At 60.1% G+C, this 16,718-nt stretch carries 15 protein-coding genes and 1 tRNA gene; 13 read left to right on the forward strand and 3 right to left on the reverse strand.

Translation table 11 applies throughout. The features are described from left to right. The 10 genes from AC6RA4_RS06860 to AC6RA4_RS06905 form a co-directional block, all read left to right on the forward strand. Nucleotides 1–455, forward strand: a 455-nt coding sequence (locus AC6RA4_RS06860; protein ID WP_500158701.1) for an ATPase, T2SS/T4P/T4SS family, incomplete at its 5' end; no start/stop codon positions are given. A gap of 6 nt (nt 456–461) precedes the next feature. After that, nucleotides 462–1,427 carry a type II secretion system F family protein gene (locus AC6RA4_RS06865; protein WP_500158702.1) on the forward strand — a complete coding sequence of 322 codons (966 nt, stop codon included), beginning with the start codon at nt 462–464 and terminating at the stop codon, nt 1,425–1,427. A 13-nt stretch (nt 1,428–1,440) separates the two neighbouring features. Then, nucleotides 1,441–2,412: a type II secretion system F family protein gene (locus AC6RA4_RS06870; protein ID WP_500158704.1), complete on the forward strand. Its 972-nt coding sequence runs from the start codon at nt 1,441–1,443 to the stop codon at nt 2,410–2,412. A gap of 20 nt (nt 2,413–2,432) precedes the next feature. Continuing rightward, on the forward strand, nt 2,433–2,990 hold the full coding sequence (locus AC6RA4_RS06875; protein WP_500158706.1) for a tetratricopeptide repeat protein: 558 nt from the start codon (nt 2,433–2,435) through the stop codon (nt 2,988–2,990). A 29-nt stretch (nt 2,991–3,019) separates the two neighbouring features. Then, complete coding sequence (locus tag AC6RA4_RS06880) at nt 3,020–3,880, forward strand: tetratricopeptide repeat protein (protein WP_500158708.1); 861 nt, start codon at nt 3,020–3,022, stop codon at nt 3,878–3,880. Nucleotides 3,881–3,884: 4 nt separating this feature from the next. Next, nucleotides 3,885–4,382 carry a prepilin peptidase gene (locus AC6RA4_RS06885; protein WP_500158710.1) on the forward strand — a complete coding sequence of 166 codons (498 nt, stop codon included), beginning with the start codon at nt 3,885–3,887 and terminating at the stop codon, nt 4,380–4,382. A 42-nt stretch (nt 4,383–4,424) separates the two neighbouring features. Further along, the gene (locus AC6RA4_RS06890) at nt 4,425–5,120 is read left to right on the forward strand and encodes an SGNH/GDSL hydrolase family protein (RefSeq protein WP_500158712.1); all 696 of its coding nucleotides are present in this window, start codon (nt 4,425–4,427) and stop codon (nt 5,118–5,120) included. A 123-nt stretch (nt 5,121–5,243) separates the two neighbouring features. Next, a complete protein-coding gene (locus AC6RA4_RS06895) occupies nt 5,244–6,554 on the forward strand; it encodes a DUF8689 domain-containing protein (RefSeq protein ID WP_500158714.1) in 1,311 nt (436 codons plus the stop codon). Nucleotides 6,555–6,746: 192 nt separating this feature from the next. Beyond that, nucleotides 6,747–6,823 (forward strand) — tRNA-Met (locus AC6RA4_RS06900). A gap of 98 nt (nt 6,824–6,921) precedes the next feature. After that, nucleotides 6,922–8,136 carry a site-specific integrase gene (locus AC6RA4_RS06905; protein WP_500158716.1) on the forward strand — a complete coding sequence of 405 codons (1,215 nt, stop codon included), beginning with the start codon at nt 6,922–6,924 and terminating at the stop codon, nt 8,134–8,136. Between the two features lie 401 nt (nt 8,137–8,537). Here the strand turns inward: AC6RA4_RS06905 and AC6RA4_RS06910 are convergent, their stop codons facing one another. From AC6RA4_RS06910 to AC6RA4_RS06920, 3 genes are all read right to left on the reverse strand, one after another. Further along, nucleotides 8,538–8,945, reverse strand: a complete 408-nt coding sequence (locus AC6RA4_RS06910; protein ID WP_500158718.1) for a hypothetical protein — start codon at nt 8,943–8,945, stop codon at nt 8,538–8,540. Further along, entirely contained in the window at nt 8,942–9,622 is a 681-nt protein-coding gene (locus tag AC6RA4_RS06915) for an HNH endonuclease (RefSeq protein WP_500158720.1), read from the reverse strand. The genes AC6RA4_RS06910 and AC6RA4_RS06915 overlap by 4 nt, the downstream gene beginning before the upstream one ends. 130 nt (nt 9,623–9,752) lie before the next feature. Further along, complete coding sequence (locus AC6RA4_RS06920; protein WP_500158722.1) at nt 9,753–10,286, reverse strand: recombinase family protein; 534 nt, start codon at nt 10,284–10,286, stop codon at nt 9,753–9,755. A 237-nt stretch (nt 10,287–10,523) separates the two neighbouring features. Here AC6RA4_RS06920 and AC6RA4_RS06925 point away from each other — a divergent pair, with 237 nt between their 5' ends. From AC6RA4_RS06925 to AC6RA4_RS06935, 3 genes are all read left to right on the forward strand, one after another. Then, complete coding sequence (locus AC6RA4_RS06925) at nt 10,524–11,087, forward strand: hypothetical protein (protein WP_500158724.1); 564 nt, start codon at nt 10,524–10,526, stop codon at nt 11,085–11,087. Further along, nucleotides 11,084–11,845: a hypothetical protein gene (locus tag AC6RA4_RS06930; protein ID WP_500158726.1), complete on the forward strand. Its 762-nt coding sequence runs from the start codon at nt 11,084–11,086 to the stop codon at nt 11,843–11,845. Before AC6RA4_RS06925 ends, AC6RA4_RS06930 begins: the two co-directional genes overlap by 4 nt. 140 nt (nt 11,846–11,985) lie before the next feature. After that, the gene (locus AC6RA4_RS06935) at nt 11,986–16,413 is read left to right on the forward strand and encodes a DUF4214 domain-containing protein (protein ID WP_500158728.1); all 4,428 of its coding nucleotides are present in this window, start codon (nt 11,986–11,988) and stop codon (nt 16,411–16,413) included. Nucleotides 16,414–16,718: the final 305 nt, after the last annotated feature.

Consider the following 16,718-nt stretch of genomic DNA (forward strand, 5'->3'; position numbering starts at 1 on the left):
ACCGCATCATCGTCGGCGAGACCCGCGGCGAGGAAGTGATCGACATGCTGCAGGCGATGAACACCGGCCATGACGGCTCGATGACCACGATCCACGCCAACAACCCGCGCGACGGCATCTCGCGTCTCGAGAACATGATCGCGATGGCGGGCGTGGAAATGCCGCTCAAGGCGATGCGCAGCCAGATCTCCTCGGCGGTCAACCTCATCGTGCAGGCCTCGCGCCTGCAGGACGGCTCGCGCCGGATGACCTCGATCACCGAGATCACCGGCATGGAGGGCGACGTGATCTCGATGCAGGAGATCTTCCGATACCAGCGCGTCGGCCTCACCCCCGACAACAAGATCATCGGCCACTTCACCGCAACGGGCGTGCGCAGCCACTTCTCCGAGCGCTTCAAGATGTGGGGCTACGATGTCCCGCCGTCGATCTACGAACCTTTCCGTCCGGAGTAACCAGTCATGTTTTCCGCAGAACTGATCATCTACGGCCTGATCTTCGTCGGCGTTCTGGTGCTGGTCGAAGGGGTCTATCTCGTGGCCTTCGGCAAGTCGATCAGCCTCAACAGCAAGGTCAACCGCCGGCTCGAGATGCTCGACAAGAACTCGAACCGCGAGGAAGTGCTCGCCAAGCTCCGCAAGGAGATGGACCAGCACATGGAGAGCCGCGGCCTGCCGCTCTACTCCCTGCTCGCGGACCGCGCGCAGAAGGCGGCGCTGGCCTTCACCCCGAACCAGCTCATTCTGATGATGGCGGGCGTCAGCGGCTTCGCCTTCTTCGGTCTCACCGCCGGCACAGAAGCCGGGCTCGGGGTGCGCGTTCTGATCGCCATCGGTATGGGCGTTGGTGGCGTGTTCATGTGGGTCAACGGCAAGGCCAAGAAGCGCCTCGCGCTGATCGAGGAACAGCTGCCCGACGCGGTGGAGCTGATGGTGCGCTCGCTGCGCGTCGGCCACCCGTTCAGCTCGGCCATCGCTGTGGTCTCGAAAGAGATCAAGGACCCGCTGGCCACCGAGTTCGGCGTGATCTCGGACGAATCCACCTATGGCCGCGACATCGGCGAAAGCCTCAAGCACATGGCCGAGCGGCTCGACATGCAGGATCTGCGCTTCCTCGCGGTGGCGGTGTCGATCCAGCAGCAATCGGGCGGCAACCTGGCCGAGATCCTCGAGGGCCTCGCCAAGGTGATCCGCGCCCGCTTCCGGCTGTTCCGCCGGGTCAAGGCGATCACCGCCGAGGCGCAATGGTCGGGCAAGTTCCTGTCGGGCTTCCCGGTCGGCGTGCTGCTGGTGATCCAGCTCACCGACCCGCATTACTACGACGAGGTTCTGGACCACCCGTGGTTCATTCCCGCCTGCTTCATCGTCGCGGTGTTCCTGACGCTGAACCTGATCGTCATGCGCATGCTTGTGAACATCAAGGTCTGAGAGGGGCTCTCCCATGATCGAAACGCTCAATTTCATGATCACCGACATGCTCGGCCCGGCGGGCCCGCTGATGGTGGTTGCCGGCCTTGCCTTCCTGCTCATCGTCGCGGCCATCCCGCTCATGCTGGCACGCAAGCCCGACCCGATGGAGAAGCTCGCCAAGTCGGGCCGCGACCGGGTCGATGCCGAGACCAAGGCGATCCTGCGCGACAAGCGCAAGAACGCCAAGCTGAACAAATACGCCCAGTATCTCGAGCCCAAGAGCGCCGAGGAACTTGGCGAGGTGCGCATGAAGCTGCTGCAGGCGGGCTATCGCACCCGCGACGCGGTGCGGCTCTACTACCTCGCGCAGATGGTGCTTGGCCTCGGCCTGCTGGTCGCCGGCCTGGTCTATTATCTGATGTTCATCGACGGCCCCGAAAGCACGATGCAGCAGAAGCTGATGTACATCATCCTGCCCGGCGCGCTCGGCTATCTCGCCCCGAAATACTGGATCACCAAGCGCGTCGAGGAGCGCAAGAAGCAGATCGAGGAAGGCTTTCCCGATGCGCTCGACATGATGCTGGTCTGCGTCGAGGCCGGCCAGTCGCTCGACCAGTCCATCGTGCGCGTCTCCAAGGAGATCCGCGCCTCCTACGCGGCGCTGGCCGACGAGTTCGAGATCATCAGCCACGAGATGAAGGCCGGCAAGGACAAGACGGCGGTGCTCAACGACATGGGCGAGCGCTGCGGCGTGGCCGATGTGTCGTCCTTCGTCACCGTGCTCAACCAGGCCTCGACCTTCGGCACCTCGATCGCCGACGCGCTGCGCATCTATGCCAGCGAGATGCGTGACAAAAGAGTCATGCGCGCCGAGGAAAAGGCAAACAAGCTGCCGACAAAGATGACGCTGACGACTATGATGCTCACCGTGCCGCCGCTGCTGATCATTCTGGTCGGACCGTCGGTCGTGAACATCACCAAGCTCGGGAGCCTCGGCTTCTAGGGCCGCCCAACGGGGTCGCCATGCGCCAAGGCCTGATTGCCTGCCTGACATTTCTGATGCTGGCCGCCTGTTCCTCGGGCGGCCGCGTCGTTTCCGAGGATCAGGTCTATGCCCCCACCCTCGACCCGCGCGGCGACGCGGTGGACGGGCTGATTGTCGGCCACCGGCTGATGGAGGCGGGGCAGTACGAGCTTGCGCTCGAGGCCTTCACCCGCGCCGCCGGCAGCCACGGCCTCACCGGCGAGGTGCTCACCTCGCTCGGCACCGCCAATCTCGGGCTCGGCCGCCTCAACCAGTCGGAAACCCTGCTGCGCCGCGCCGTCGAGGTCGAGCCGGACTGGGCCGAGGCGTGGAACAATCTCGGCGTGGTGCTGATGGAGCGCGGCCAGACCTCGGAGGCCTCCGAGGTGTTCCGCCGCGCCTATGCGCTCGACAATGGCGAAAGTGACGCAATTCGCGACAATCTGCGGTTGGCGCTCGCAAAAATGGAAACTTCGAGCTATGGTGAGCCCAGGCAAGAAGACTACAAGTTGGTCCGCCGGGGCAGCGGCAGCTACCTCATCCGGTCGATCGACTGACGAGGCAAGAGCAGTAAAAGGACGCAACAATGCGCCACCCCATCCTTGCGACCCTCTGCGCTGCAGGGGTGTTCGGACTATCCGCATGTGACAAGACCATCGACAAGGACGCCGTCGACCGCGAGTTCACCGGTGTGAACGCCATCGACGGGACCGGCCTCAACGATGTCATGCTCAAGGCCGCCGACCCGGCCGAGGCGGTGGTCTACTTCCAGCGCGCCGACGGCATGGACCCGGGCCGCATCGACCTGATGCGCGGCCTCGCCGCCTCGCTGGTGCGCGCCAAGCGCAACCAGGAAGCCACCATCGCCTGGGCCAAGGTCGTTGATCACGCCGACAGCACCAACGATGACCGCGTGGCGCTGGCCGATGCGCTGATCCGCAACAACGACTGGGAGCGCGCCGAGCAGACGCTGAATTCGATCCCGCCGACCCACGAGACCTACAAGCGCTACCGGCTCGAGGCGATGATCGCCGACGCCAACCAGAACTGGGACAAGGCCGACAGCTTCTACGAGACCGCGGTGGGCCTGACCACCAAGCCGGCCTCGGTGCTCAACAACTGGGGCTATTCCAAGCTCAGCCGCGGCGACTATTCCGGCGCCGAAAAGCTGTTCTACGAGACCCTGCGCCACGACCCGGCGATGTTCACCGCCAAGAACAACCTCGTTCTGGCCCGCGGCGCGCAGGGCAACTACTCCCTGCCGGTGCTGCAGATGACCCAGGTCGAGCGCGCCGAGCTTCTGCACACCATGGGCCTCTCGGCGATCAAGCGCGGCGACGTGCGCATCGGCAAGGGCCTTCTGGAGGATGCGATCGAGACCCATCCGCAGCATTTCGACGCGGCCGCCACGGCGTTGGCCGCGCTGGAACCGACGGTCACGAACTGAGCCGATGCTGTCGATTTCCGCCGCCGCCGCGACCTGGTTCGCGCCGTTCGTGCTGCCGATCTGCCTCTATGTCTGCTTCACCGACATGCGCGAGATGCGGATCACCAACCAGGCCAACCTGGCGCTGCTGCTGGTCTTCGCGGTGGTGGGGTTCTTCGTCCTGCCCTTCGACGCCTATCTCTGGCGCTACGCCCATTTCGGCATCGCCCTGGTGGCGGGCATCGCGCTCAACGCCGGCGGCGTCATGGGCGCGGGCGACGCCAAGTTCATCGCCGCGGCGGCGCCGTTCATCCACGTCGGAGACCTGCGCTTCCTGATGGCGCTGGGAGCCGCGGTGACGCTGGCCGCCTTCCTCGCCCACCGTATCGCCAAGCTGACGCCGCTGCGCCGCCTCGCCCCCGAGTGGAAGAGCTGGTCGAGCGGCAAGCGCTTCCCGATGGGCGTGGCGCTTGGCGGCACGCTGGCGATCTACCTCGTCCTCGGCATACTCTACGGCAAGTAACGGGCGCGGGATTGGCCGGCGCTCTCCGCGAGATCCGACGCCATGCGCCTGCGCCTGCTCTGCCTTACCTGGCTCGCCCTGCTTGCCGCCTGCGGCGAGCGCGTCTCCCCCGACAGCGAGGCGCGCATCCTGATGATGGGCGACTCGATGCTCGCCACCCATAGGGGGACCGGGCAATCGGTGGGCGACGGGCTTGAGGAGTTGCTCGGCCAGGAGGTCATCAACCGTTCGGTCCCCGGCGCGCGGATGATCTATGTCTTCCCCATCACCGGCGGCGCCGGGCTGCGCATCGCGGCGCAGTACCGCGCGCACCCGTGGGACTGGGTGGTGCTGAACGGCGGCGGCAACGACCTGCTCTTCGGCTGCGCCTGTGCGCTCTGCGAGACCCGCCTCGAGCGGATGATCTCGGAAGATGGTAGCGCCGGCGAGATCCCCGAGCTGGTGGCCGAGCTGCGCGCCACCGGCGCCCGGGTGGTCTATCCCGGCTACCTGCGCAGCCCCGGGCGCTGGTCGCTGATCGACGGCTGCCGCGACATCGGCGACCGCTTCGAGCGCCGGCTGGCCCGGCTCGCCGCTACCGATCCCGGCGTGAGCTATGTCTCTCTTGCCGACCTCGTCCCGGAGGGCGACCGGTCATTCCACGGCCCCGACCTGATCCACCCCTCCCCCAAGGGCAGCCGCGCCATCGCCGAACGGATCGCGGCCGTGATCGAGGCTGCGACCGCGCCCCGCCCCTGAGCCCCGCGCCGCGCATTTGTGCGGCCTTTCACCACCCGCCGCTGCAATTCCCAAGCCCGGTCAAGCTGTTGCCACAAAGCTACCGTTTCCTCTTCGGCAACACTTTCTATGGGGCACCCGCCAATGAACATGGAATCGAGCGCCGTCCTCGCGCCGCCCGCGCCGAAACGACTGGACGAGATGAGCCTGCCGGAAGTCTTCATGCGCGACATCGCGCTGAAGACCCTGTTCCGCAAGAACACCAACACCGTGACCGGTCTCGCCAAGGCGCTGTGCCTGCCGGTCGGCATCACGCAGGAACTGATCGACCTTACCCGGTCGCAGAACCTCGTCGAGGCGATGGGCACGCTGAGCGCCAGCACCACGGGCAACGAGATGGGCTATCAGCTCACCGATTCCGGCAAGGCGCGCGCGCTCGACGCGCTGTCGCAGTCGGAATATTTCGGCGCCATGCCGGTGCCTCTCGAGGTCTACCGCCAGCAGGTCAAACGCCAGTCGATCCGCAACATTCAGATCACCCGGGACCAGCTCCTCGGCGCCATGGGCCACCTCGTCCTGCCAGAGCAACTGATCTCGCATCTCGGCCCTGCCGTCGGCTCCGGCCGCTCGATCCTGATGTACGGCCCGCCGGGCAACGGCAAGTCCTCGATCTCGAACGGCATCCGTGACGCCATGGGCGACAAGATCTACGTGCCGCGCGCCATCGAGTATTCCGGCCAGGTGATCACGGTCTACGACCCCATCGTGCACAGCGCCGTCGAAACCGCCGAGGACGATCCCACCCGCCTGCGCCGCACCAACCGCTTCGATACGCGCTACGTGCTCTGCGAGCGGCCCACGGTGATCACCGGCGGCGAGCTGTCGCTGAACATGCTCGACCTGGTCTACAACCCCACGGCCCGGACCTATCAGGCGCCGCTGCAGCTCAAGTCGACGGGCGGCATCTTCATCGTCGACGACCTTGGCCGCCAGGCCGAACCGCCGCAGGCGCTGGTCAACCGCTGGATCGTGCCGCTGGAGGAATCCAAGGACATCCTCGCGCTGCAATCGGGCGAGAAGTTCGAGGTGCCCTTCGACACATTGGTGATCTTCTCGACCAACTTCCACCCCAACGAGATCTTCGACCAGGCCGCTCTGCGCCGGATCTTCTTCAAGATCAAGATCGAGGGCCCGAACCAGCAGGACTTCCTGAAGATCTTTGCGCTGGTGGCCCGCAAAAAGAAGCTCGAGCTCGACGAGGGCGCGCTGGTTTACCTTCTGAAGACCAAGTACCCGACGATCAAGAACGTCTACGCCAACTACCAGCCGGTGTTCCTGATCGACCAGATGATCGCCATCTGTGACTTCGAAGGCTGGCCCTACCGCATGACGCAGGAGCTCGTCGACCGGGCCTGGGCCAACATGTTCGTCAAGGACGAGACCATCGTGAAATGAGCCACCGCTGGGCGCCCGCGCCCGGTTCCGTCGCACCGACGACGCCGCCCCCGAGGGCGGCGTTTTGCGCGCTGGCCAGGCCCTCGCCGTGCCGTGGCGTCGGGCGGCAAAAACATTTCTGCAAACCGCGAAAAACGCATCTTTTCCGCTTGACGAGTCAGCGCCCCTGTCATACCCACCGCTCCACGGTTTGGCGGAGTAGCTCAGTTGGTTAGAGCAGCGGAATCATAATCCGCGTGTCGGGGGTTCAAGTCCCTCCTCCGCTACCAAATCCCCCTTAAGATCAGATGGTTACGGCAAAGTTTGCCGCTCACCGGATGCTGCGATAGACTTAGACACAGTTAGACACTGGTTCTAAGCATCTGGTATGTCCGGGAAATCTATCAACGCGAAGACCTCACTGAAGCATCTTCGTAGGGGTCTCAGCATCTACAAAACCGGTCGCTCGCCCTTCTGGCAGGCGCGGATCTACGATTCCCTGACAAAGCGCTACGTCGTTCGATCCACGAAAGAGACGAGCCGCCTGACCGCCGCAGAGGTCGCCGAAGAACTTCTTGCCGGCTTCAAGTCGAAGCAGAACTCAGCTCACGCTGCGTCGAAAGATCGTTCGTTCGAATACTATGCGCGACTCTACGCAGAAGCGAAGGAAGTGCAGTCGAAGGGGTCACGCAATCGACGCGCCTTCACCGATGAGCAGAAGATCCTGTATCGCGAGACAGACGGCATCGTCTCCTACTTCGGTAGGCACGATGTCGGACGCATCACCTCTGGCATGGTCCGAGACTACCTCACCTTCCTCGACAGCCGCCGTAGCACGCCCCTTGCCCCCTCTACGAAGGCAAAGCAGTGCATGATGATCAGAAAGGTCCTCATGCTGGCGCTCGAGGACGGGGTGATCGACATCATTCCCCAGATGCCGAAACAGAAGCGCAAGGACAATCCACGCGTCACGTTCACGGGCGCCGAGTATAAGAAGCTGATCACCACCGCACGTAAGATCGCAACCGAGGGGAAGACAAAGGTTCGAGGCGTCCTTGTTCGACCGGAGCATGTCGAGATGTGGGTATTCATGGTGCATTCATTCTTGCGCCCCACCGAAACGGAGCTCTTCGGTCTCCGGCACTGCGACATCACAAGACGCGGTAAGCCGATGAATGAAGAAGACCCGCTTCACCTCGAACTCAAGATCCACGGAAAGACCGGTTTACGGTTCGCGGCGACGATGCCGCGCGCTTATCACCTGTACGATCATTTGATCGAGGATCTCCCCCACTACGAGCCGACCGACTACGTGTTCATGCCGGAATATTCGAACCGCACAACGGCAGTGAACACGGCTCGGCGCATCTTCAACCACTTCCTAAAGGTGACGAACCTCAAGACCGACAACGACGGCGATACCCGCTCACCGTACTCGCTGAGGCACTATGCCCTGCAAGCGCGCTTGAGATCGTCGAAAGGCAAGGTGAACATCTACTGGCTCGCGAAGAACGCAGGAACATCGGTCGATCAGCTTGAGCGGTTCTACCTCAAGAACATGGCTCTGAGCCCGGAACAGATCCGGAACTTGCAGACGATGTGAGGATGCAGACTTCGAAGTCTACTGGCTGACCGAGAACGCCGTTACGTCGGTCGTGCCGTTGGAGCGGTTCTATCTCAAGCGGATGGAACCCACGGGCGAGCGGGTGAGGAATATTCAGTCGTTTGGGGGTGGATAAATCGTCCTGGCATATCCCAGCCAATCAAGACACTGGTTTGAGTTCGTGCATATCTCTAAGTGGAGCCTCAAAAAACTCGCTTTCCGTAAGTATAAGGGGGTGAAAAGTTACACCTAACCTGATCGAAGAAATCCGCAGAAGACGGCGGATCTTCTTCGACGTAGGCAATATTGCGTCGTCACGACAGTTCAGCACAAAGAGAAGATCAACGTCGTTGAAGGGTTGGTCTCGAAAAAAGGATCCAAATCCGTAGATCTCCTGAACTTCAGGAATCTCTTGTAGGATATACTGGATTTCCCCTTTCATCTTTCCGGGAATAAAGCCAGTAGTCATCACGATAGAGCGCTCCCGTTATATCATTGGAGTTGAAAAGACCAAGTTCTGCCTCGATACAATATTCCTTGGCTTGCATCGTGTAACCGTTCCAAGCGCCCCCGACATAGATGATGTTTGTGTCGGGAAAGTCTTCCTGAATCTCTAGAACCTTTGGAAGTCCACAGGTGTATTCGTTCGCGCAGATGAGGCGTATATTTAGCCCCCTCGCGGTTACAAGATCGAACTGAATGTCGTTTGACCGCGCAAACTCTGCAACATTCTTGTGCTGAGTAAGTAGCCTCGACACAAAACTGATCTGAGAAAACGTTACACCATAATCGTTGGAACCATTAGTCATGCAAGCACTTCCTCAATAGCCTTGGCAAAATCTTCTGGAAACAATGGGTAAGTATCAACTCGTTCAAACTGGTTCTCCTCGAATGCCAGAGCATGCATCTTGAATCTAGGAAAGCTAGCAACGGCAGCGGGAGGCATCATATTGGCGTATCTCTCCATGAGCGAAACAATTCTTCGGTTATTTGGAAGAAGTGTATCCAGCTTTCGCGCAACCCAGATCGTCTGCGCTGTGGACGCAGGGTTTTCCGCAGCTGTCTGGGACTTTGGACCGTATTCTTCGAAATGCGTGCGATTTTCAGTCAGGAGGCGCTGAATCTCCCGGGCGACTTCCTCCGCCGTCGAGAACGCGCCTTCCGCAGCCAGACTATCAACCCATGCTTCATGGACTGCCTTCCATTCTTGCAGAAACTCAACCGGGTATGTGCCTTCCGGGGCTTTATCGATGGTTCGATGGCATGTTGGGCAAAGGAGTATCAGATTGTCGTAAGTGTCAGCGCCACCATCTTCGACACCGCGCGGTCCGTCAGGGCTCTGCGCAATCTGGTGTGCCATTTCGCCAGTTAGAAAGCTCTTACCATCAGCACCAGTTGCTGTGAGTTTGGTTCGGCAACTAGGATTGCTACAGAAGCCCGCCGCTCGCCCCCAAAGAAGCTTGGTATCTTTAGCTGCGAAAGCCATCTGAGCCTCTAAATCCGTCCATCGTGCCAAAACAAACCGTCATCATGGCGGGCAACTCGCGGTATGCGAAGGAGATCACGCCATTATCGACTAGGACGGCTATGCGTGTGTTTATGGTCTTCTGGTGATATTAGTTCAATGCTCGATACACCGTCATGCGCGACACGCCCAGTGCTGACGCAATCTCGCTAACCCGCTTACCCTGCTGCTTGAGGTCGATGATCTTCTGGTCATCGACCTTCTTCTTGCGCCCCTTGTAGACGCCGCGCGCCTTTGCCTTCGCGATGCCCTCTGCCTGACGCTTGCGAATGATGTTTCGTTCGAACTCGGCAAACGCCCCCATCAACTGAAGCTGTAGTCGGCTGAACGCGTCGTCTGTGTCGCCCGTGAACGTCAGACGCTCGGACAGGAATGTGATCGAAACGCCTTTGTCGTTCAATGACTGGATGATGCTTTGCAGATCGCGAAGATCACGCGCGAGACGGTCGATGCTAAACACGATCACCTCGTCCCCTTCCCGCACAAACGCGATCATGTCCTGCAACGCGGCACGATCCGTGGTCTTGCCGCTGACCTTCTCTTCAAAGACACGCTCGACCTCGCCCAGCTCCTGCCGGTCAAGATTTTGATCGATAGTACTGACGCGACGATATCCCACCTTCATGCAAGACCTCCTGATGTGTAACATTCAGGTCTAGGTCCATCGGCGGAATGTCACATTGGCAAGCCACGCGGTCTATTGTGACAGTTTCCGTGGCACATCGATCTGGCACGTATCAGTAGAGCCTAATGTGCCAGAAAATTTGACAGGTCCCTCTTCTTCCGGTCTTTTTGTCTCAAGATGATTGCGGGGCACCCGATGTCCCCGAGACATTTTCGACGCGATTTGAGGACAGGCGCCTTGCCCGACGTTTCATATGTGAAAAATTCTGTCTCGGCTGAGGAGTTCCTCGGGACAATCAAAGCATCGTGGAACAAGGCCGTCGAGTCGGTGCTCGAAACTGCTCAGACTCTCAAGCGCGCAGAAGAACAGTTGCCAAGGAAGGAGTTCAAGGCACTCAAGATCCAGCTACAACAGAACCGCGTCATGTCGGGGCCGACGATCACCAAGTTGCTGAAGATTGCCTCCAACGAAGTACTCACCGCCCCCGAGAACGTATCACGCCTGCCCCCGTCTTACGCCACGCTCTACGAGATGAGCCAGCATGACCCTTCGATCGTCGCCAAGGCACTCGAAGATGGTCTGCTCAACCCAGCGACGCAGAAGCGAGAATTGATCGACGTGCTTCCGCCTCGACAGCCGAAGAAACTGAAGAAGACGCAGAAAGTCGACCGGATCGCGATTTCTGTCCGCTTTTCAGCCCCCGCAGGCGACATCCCTGAAGAGCTTCTGACGCGCTTACAAGACACCCTTCAGGAGATCGGAGAGTACGTAGATATCAAGGCAAGTGGCTTTGAAAAATGAAAGCCAATCCGAGCTCGCTGAAGATCCTCAAGCCCCTCGCGTCGTTGAATGACTTCTTCATCGTGGTACCGCCGCGCCGGTTCATCGTTTTGGGAGAAGGCAAACGCGCCAAATACCGAGGTATCGCGGTAGAGGGCTTTCTCAATGAGACCTTCACCAAGCCAGCAGTGTTCTCGTTCGATGCCTTGCTCACCGGCTCCTATACCAAAACCGATCCAGGTTACGATCCGCTTGCGAAGCTCGACGACTTCGACGAACTGATCAGCGGACCTGTCATCACAGAGTTTGAGCTGAGCCGCCACGCGATAAAAGAAATCCGCAGGCAAGACGCCCGTCACTACACGCATGTCCGTTTCTACAAGAAACCGAACGGCAAGACCACAGCGCGCGTCTTTGATGCCCGCAAGTACTTCTCGACCTCGATCAGCGAGCAGCGCGTCGAAGACTATGCCGAGATCGAGATGCGCCGGGACGCCGATCGCGACTTCTACTTCTACCTTGAGCTTCAAATTCTGAAGAAGTTGCCGATAGACGACTACGAGGTGACTGTCGCCGCCGATGAGATGGTTGCCTTTGAAGGCGTAGAAACAGGCCTCACGTTCCACATGCGCGACCAAAGGCTCGGCGAGCAGATGGAAGAGCGTGTTGCGGATCTCGGCTCATATGACGAGGTCTTCTTCCTCGACATCGAGCGCATGAAGCCATCAACCGCCGATTGGAAGAACCCCGACGCGAAGCCTCGAAACGCGAAAGCATGAGACGCCACCTCTGCCCGAGGCTCCCGACTACAGGCTTGGCTTCTAATTTTCCATCGGGGTCGTGCTGCGCTTGTACTTCTCCGAAGGGATCAATACCCATTGTTGCGTAGCAATTTTTTCAAACACTTAGGCGAATAAAGATGTCCACGTCGCTCAGCGGATTTTCAGCTCGGCAGAATGAGCTGCAATTGAACACCATGTCGACCGGCAATCAGACCATGCCTGTCAGCACGGCGCTTTCGGACGGTCGCGCTGTCGCTATCTGGAGAAGCGACAGCCCAAGCGATGACACAACTGCAGTATATGGCCAAATCACCGGCCCGTCCGGCGATCTGCTCGGGGAGCAATTTCTGATCTCCGAGGGCTTCGACAATGCCCAGGCCGCCGAAGTGACAGCCCTGGACGATGGTGGCTTCGCCGTCACCTGGAAGAGCAATACGGAAACCAGCCCATTCGGCACGATACTCGTTCAACGCTTCGACGCGGAAGGTGCGGCAGTTGGGAAGACCATCTCGGTCTCAAACGTATCCGACACGGTTCGCGCGAACCCGGTTCTGAGCGAGGCTGCCGACGGAAGCCTGACGGTAATCTGGCAGAGTCTAGATCAGGACGGCTCGAATTGGGGATTGTACAGCCGCCAGATCGATGCCGCAGGCGTACTCTCCACAAATGAGGTCCGGATCAACGCGACCACGCTCAACGCACAAGGGGACCCTTCGATCATCTCCTTGCAGGATGGTCGGCAGGTGGTGTCGTGGTATTCGTTTGCCGCAGACGGCACGACCTCGACCATCAAGGCGCGCTTTCTCGACACCGACGGTCTACCGACCGGGGCCGAGCTCGCCTTGACCCAGAACGTCAGCGGGCAGCGCAGCTCCCCCGCGCTTGCACCATTGAGCGATGGCGGCTTCGCAGCCGTGTGGCAGGACAGCGCCGGCGGGACTGTCTCTGGACGCGTCTTCGACAGCGCCGGTGCCGCCTCCGGTACCGTCTTCCAGGTAGACACGGCCGCAGACCGGCAAGCCCAGAACCCGCAGGTAGCAGCGGTCCCAACCGGCGGTTTCTTCGTGGTCTATCAGGCCGAAGACAGCACTACGGGAAGCGTCGAGATCTACGGGCAACTCTTCGGAACCGATGGACAAAAGATCGGCACGGTAGAACAGATCAATACCTTTGCGGCCAGCGTGCAGAGTGCGCCCGACATTGACATTCTGGCGACTGGCGACGCGCTGGTCACATGGCAAAGCAATACCCAGGACGGAGACGGCTATGGCATCTTCGGCCAGGTTCTTGCTCTTAACCAGCCAACAACGGGCACCGTCGGGATCACCGGTATCACGGAGGAATTGCAGACCTTGACCGCCGTCCCCACCCTAGACGATGGCAACGGCCTCGGAACTCTGCTCTATCGCTGGTACCGCGACGGCGACCTGTTTCAGGAAACGCCGTCCGAAACATACGAGCTCACCCAGGCCGATGTCGGGGCAAGCATTTCGGTGGCGGTTGCGCACACCGACCAAGACGGGTTCGTCGATCTAATCCAAAGTGATCCCACCGACAGCATTGCCAATGTGAACGACCAGAGTACGGGTGCCCCTATCATCACCGGGGAACTCCGCGTCGGACAGGTGCTTGCGGCGGACGTCTCTTCGCTCGAGGACAGCGACGGCATCGCTAATGTCGAATATTTCTGGAGGATGGGAGAGACCCTTCTTCCTCATGCAACCGGGAAAAATTTCTATATTTCGGAGGAATACTTCGGACAGACAATCGCCGTGGATGTCCGGCTAACAGACACTACCGGGGTGCAAAGCGAATTTGGAGTTCAGACTAAAGGCGTAGTCCAAGAGGCACCTCGGGAATTGTTGCTCTCAAACGAGACAGAAACCGAGATTCGGTACAGCGACGAGCCCGAGGCTGTCATTAGAATAGATAATAAGACAGCCTTCATCGTTAGCCTGTCCGGGACTGGCATGTCTGTCGCCATGATTGACCTCAAGACTGGTGCCGAGGTCGCTCATTCGGATGAAACCCAAGACACCGCCCCCATGCCAAGCAGTCTCATTCTTTCGAGCGGAAGTACCGGAGAGCGAGCTTATCTGATTTATCAAGATCCTAGCTGGAACTCTGACGAAAGCCCCGCTCCAGATGTCTATCTTCGCATTTTCACGGCGGAAGACAATGAAATCGCGTGGCAAGACGTGATCCTTGGACCACGAAGCCAAGGGCCGGACGGTTTCCTCAGGGAGGAGGTTCATACCCTCACCACGGAGACTCTTCTCGTAGCATCTGGCGGGGTCGCGCGCATCGTAGACATTGGAGCCGTGTCGCCCAGCGTTTCAACTTCCTTTGAATTCACATCCGGCGTTTATAACCTCGATAGCAATGCGATCCTTCTAGGAAATGATTACTACGCAATAATTTCCTCTTCGGCGCCATACTACACGTACTCGTCACAGTTCGAACTGCAAATTAGAAGCTTGGCGGGCGATTACGTAAAGTCGGTCGATCTAGGCTCTCAGAACGCCACGCGCGGCAACTCGCAGGCCAGTGCAGACACTGTTTATCTTCAAAGAGGTGAAGACGGGCTCGTATTCCTAGACGTTGGACCAATTTTGAGAAACGATTATGGTACATCAGAAATTAGGCGCATCACCTTCGACATCACGACGGGCGAAGTTGTCTCAGTCTTGAGCGTGCCGCCAACCGATCGCGAAGATCCAAGTCCGGATTATCTCGACGACCCAGATCTGGAGGAAGACGGCTTCATCCTTGAGCCTACCGTCGTCGAAACCGAAAGCGGCGAGTATCGACTGGTCATCCAGAGCTACGAACTGAATGCCGCGCCCGAAGGTCTGCCCGAGATCCTCGGAACGGCGCTTCAAGGCAATACGCTTCTGGCGGACGCCTCGCTGGTCTCGGACGAGAACGGCCTCACCGACATATCGTATTCTTGGTGGCGCGACGGGGTGAGGGTCGAAAGCGCCAACGCGGACACATATGAGCTCACCCAGCGCGACGTCGGCCATGAGATCACCGTCATGGTCTCCTACACCGATGGCGAGGGACGCGTAGAGCACGTGTTCTCCGCGCCCAGCACGCCGGTTGCCGACGTCAACGATGCTCCAATCGGGGGGCTGTTCATCTACGAAACGGCAAGCGGCGCAATGAGCGTCTATACGATGGGCCTTCAGGATCCCGACGGGCTCGGAGTGCTGTCCATCCAATGGCTCCGCAACGGCGCGCCGATCTATGGAGCGACTGAGTCAGAGTACCTGCCGACCGCTCAGGACACCGACCAGGCCCTCTCGGTCTCGGTGTCCTACACCGACGGGCAAGGCAATCCAGAGAACCTTATCGGCCGCGAACTTGCCACGACGCTCGGGACCGAGAGCGGAGACGGCCTCACCGGCACCGTCTCGGCCGAGGCGCTGATCGGTCTCGACGGGCCGGACACACTCGTGGGTGTGTCCGGTTCGGACTACCTGATCGGTGGAAACGGCAATGACTGGCTGTCTGGCGAAGGAACCGCAGCCGCATCCTACGGCATCACCGTCGCCAATCAGGTCTTCCGGCTCTATCAGTCCGCTCTCGACCGCCTCCCGGATCCGACCGGGCATGCAGCTTGGTCGGAGCGCCTCGCGACCGGCGAGTTCACCCTGCTTCAAGTCGCCGAGGGCTTCGTGAACTCCCCCCAGTTCCGGAGCACTTACCAGAACCTAGGCGACGCTGCCTTTGTCGAGTTGCTCTACCAGAACGTTCTCGGGCGCCCCTCAGACGCGGCAGGTCTTGCACGCTGGACAGGCGATCTCCAGGACGGCAGCAGCCGAGCTGAAGTGCTTCTCGGCTTCTCGCAGAGCCCGCAATTCGTCGCCGAAACCAACGAAGACGCCACCAACTTCGCACTGAGGGTTCCTGCCGCCGACTGGTCCGATGAGATCTACAGGCTCTACCAGGCGACCTTAGACCGCGAACCCGACATCACAGGCTTCCAGAACTGGACCGCCCGTCTCGGCAGTGGGATGGATTTGGACGACGTCGTTGCTGGCTTCGTGAAGAGCCCAGAGTTCCAGAGTACCTATGGCAGCCTGAACGACGCCGACTTCGTGACCCTGCTGTACAACAACGTGATGGGACGGGCACCAGACGAAGCCGGGTTTGCCCGCTGGACCACCGATCTCGCGAATGGCGCCTCGCGGGAAGAAGTGGTTCGCGGGTTCAGCCAGAGCCCGGAATTTATCAACGCCACTGAAGATGCGCTCGAGGATTGGATGCGTGGGCATGGTACGGACGATGTTTTGGACGGTGGCGCAGGCGACAATGTCCTCTTTGGCGGGCTACTCAGTGACACCTTCATATTCGATGCGAGCCAACCCGGGAGCCATCGCGTGTTGGATCTCGAAGCCTGGGACAGCCTCGACTTCCGCGGCTTCGGCTATGAGAGCGATGCCGAGGCCATCGCGCATATGACCCAGGAAGGCGCCGACGTAATCTTCGAGGATCAGGGGACCACGGTTACGCTGGTCGGGGTGCAGCTTGAAAGTCTGTCCGACGACATGATCCTCTAGACCTGCAGCGCTGGACCAAGGGGGGCGTTCAAATAACGCCCCTTTTGGTGCAGTGTTATGGAAGCGCGCACGTCCATGAACAGAAGGAAAGCAAGCAGCCCGGAAGACGACCAAAAGATCCGCTAGTATTCGCCTTCCCTGCGGCGCGCTACATGTCCGAGAATCTGCCTCAGCGACCGCGTCTCTGCCAAGCACAGGAGCAACGCGCCCCCCGAGTTGCCGCGCGTCGCAAGTTGCGGATTCCGACAAAGCCGCCAATCCCGGATTGGATGAACTCAGGCGAGGCGCCTCGAAACGAGAAAACG

It is taken from the genome of Salipiger sp. (assembly GCF_059781815.1).

Excerpts from the sequence above, each read along its gene's own strand:
- AC6RA4_RS06865 (WP_500158702.1), top strand. The coding sequence starts at position 462 with ATGTTTTCCGCAGAACTGATCATCTACGGCCTGATCTTCGTCGGCGTT.
- AC6RA4_RS06870 (WP_500158704.1), top strand. The coding sequence starts at position 1,441 with ATGATCGAAACGCTCAATTTCATGATCACCGACATGCTCGGCCCGGCG.
- AC6RA4_RS06875 (WP_500158706.1), top strand. The coding sequence starts at position 2,433 with ATGCGCCAAGGCCTGATTGCCTGCCTGACATTTCTGATGCTGGCCGCC.
- AC6RA4_RS06880 (WP_500158708.1), top strand. The coding sequence starts at position 3,020 with ATGCGCCACCCCATCCTTGCGACCCTCTGCGCTGCAGGGGTGTTCGGA.
- AC6RA4_RS06885 (WP_500158710.1), top strand. The coding sequence starts at position 3,885 with ATGCTGTCGATTTCCGCCGCCGCCGCGACCTGGTTCGCGCCGTTCGTG.
- AC6RA4_RS06890 (WP_500158712.1), top strand. The coding sequence starts at position 4,425 with ATGCGCCTGCGCCTGCTCTGCCTTACCTGGCTCGCCCTGCTTGCCGCC.
- AC6RA4_RS06895 (WP_500158714.1), top strand. The coding sequence starts at position 5,244 with ATGAACATGGAATCGAGCGCCGTCCTCGCGCCGCCCGCGCCGAAACGA.
- AC6RA4_RS06905 (WP_500158716.1), top strand. The coding sequence starts at position 6,922 with ATGTCCGGGAAATCTATCAACGCGAAGACCTCACTGAAGCATCTTCGT.
- AC6RA4_RS06910 (WP_500158718.1), bottom strand. The coding sequence starts at position 8,945 with ATGACTAATGGTTCCAACGATTATGGTGTAACGTTTTCTCAGATCAGT.
- AC6RA4_RS06915 (WP_500158720.1), bottom strand. The coding sequence starts at position 9,622 with ATGGCTTTCGCAGCTAAAGATACCAAGCTTCTTTGGGGGCGAGCGGCG.
- AC6RA4_RS06920 (WP_500158722.1), bottom strand. The coding sequence starts at position 10,286 with ATGAAGGTGGGATATCGTCGCGTCAGTACTATCGATCAAAATCTTGAC.
- AC6RA4_RS06930 (WP_500158726.1), top strand. The coding sequence starts at position 11,084 with ATGAAAGCCAATCCGAGCTCGCTGAAGATCCTCAAGCCCCTCGCGTCG.
- AC6RA4_RS06935 (WP_500158728.1), top strand. The coding sequence starts at position 11,986 with ATGTCCACGTCGCTCAGCGGATTTTCAGCTCGGCAGAATGAGCTGCAA.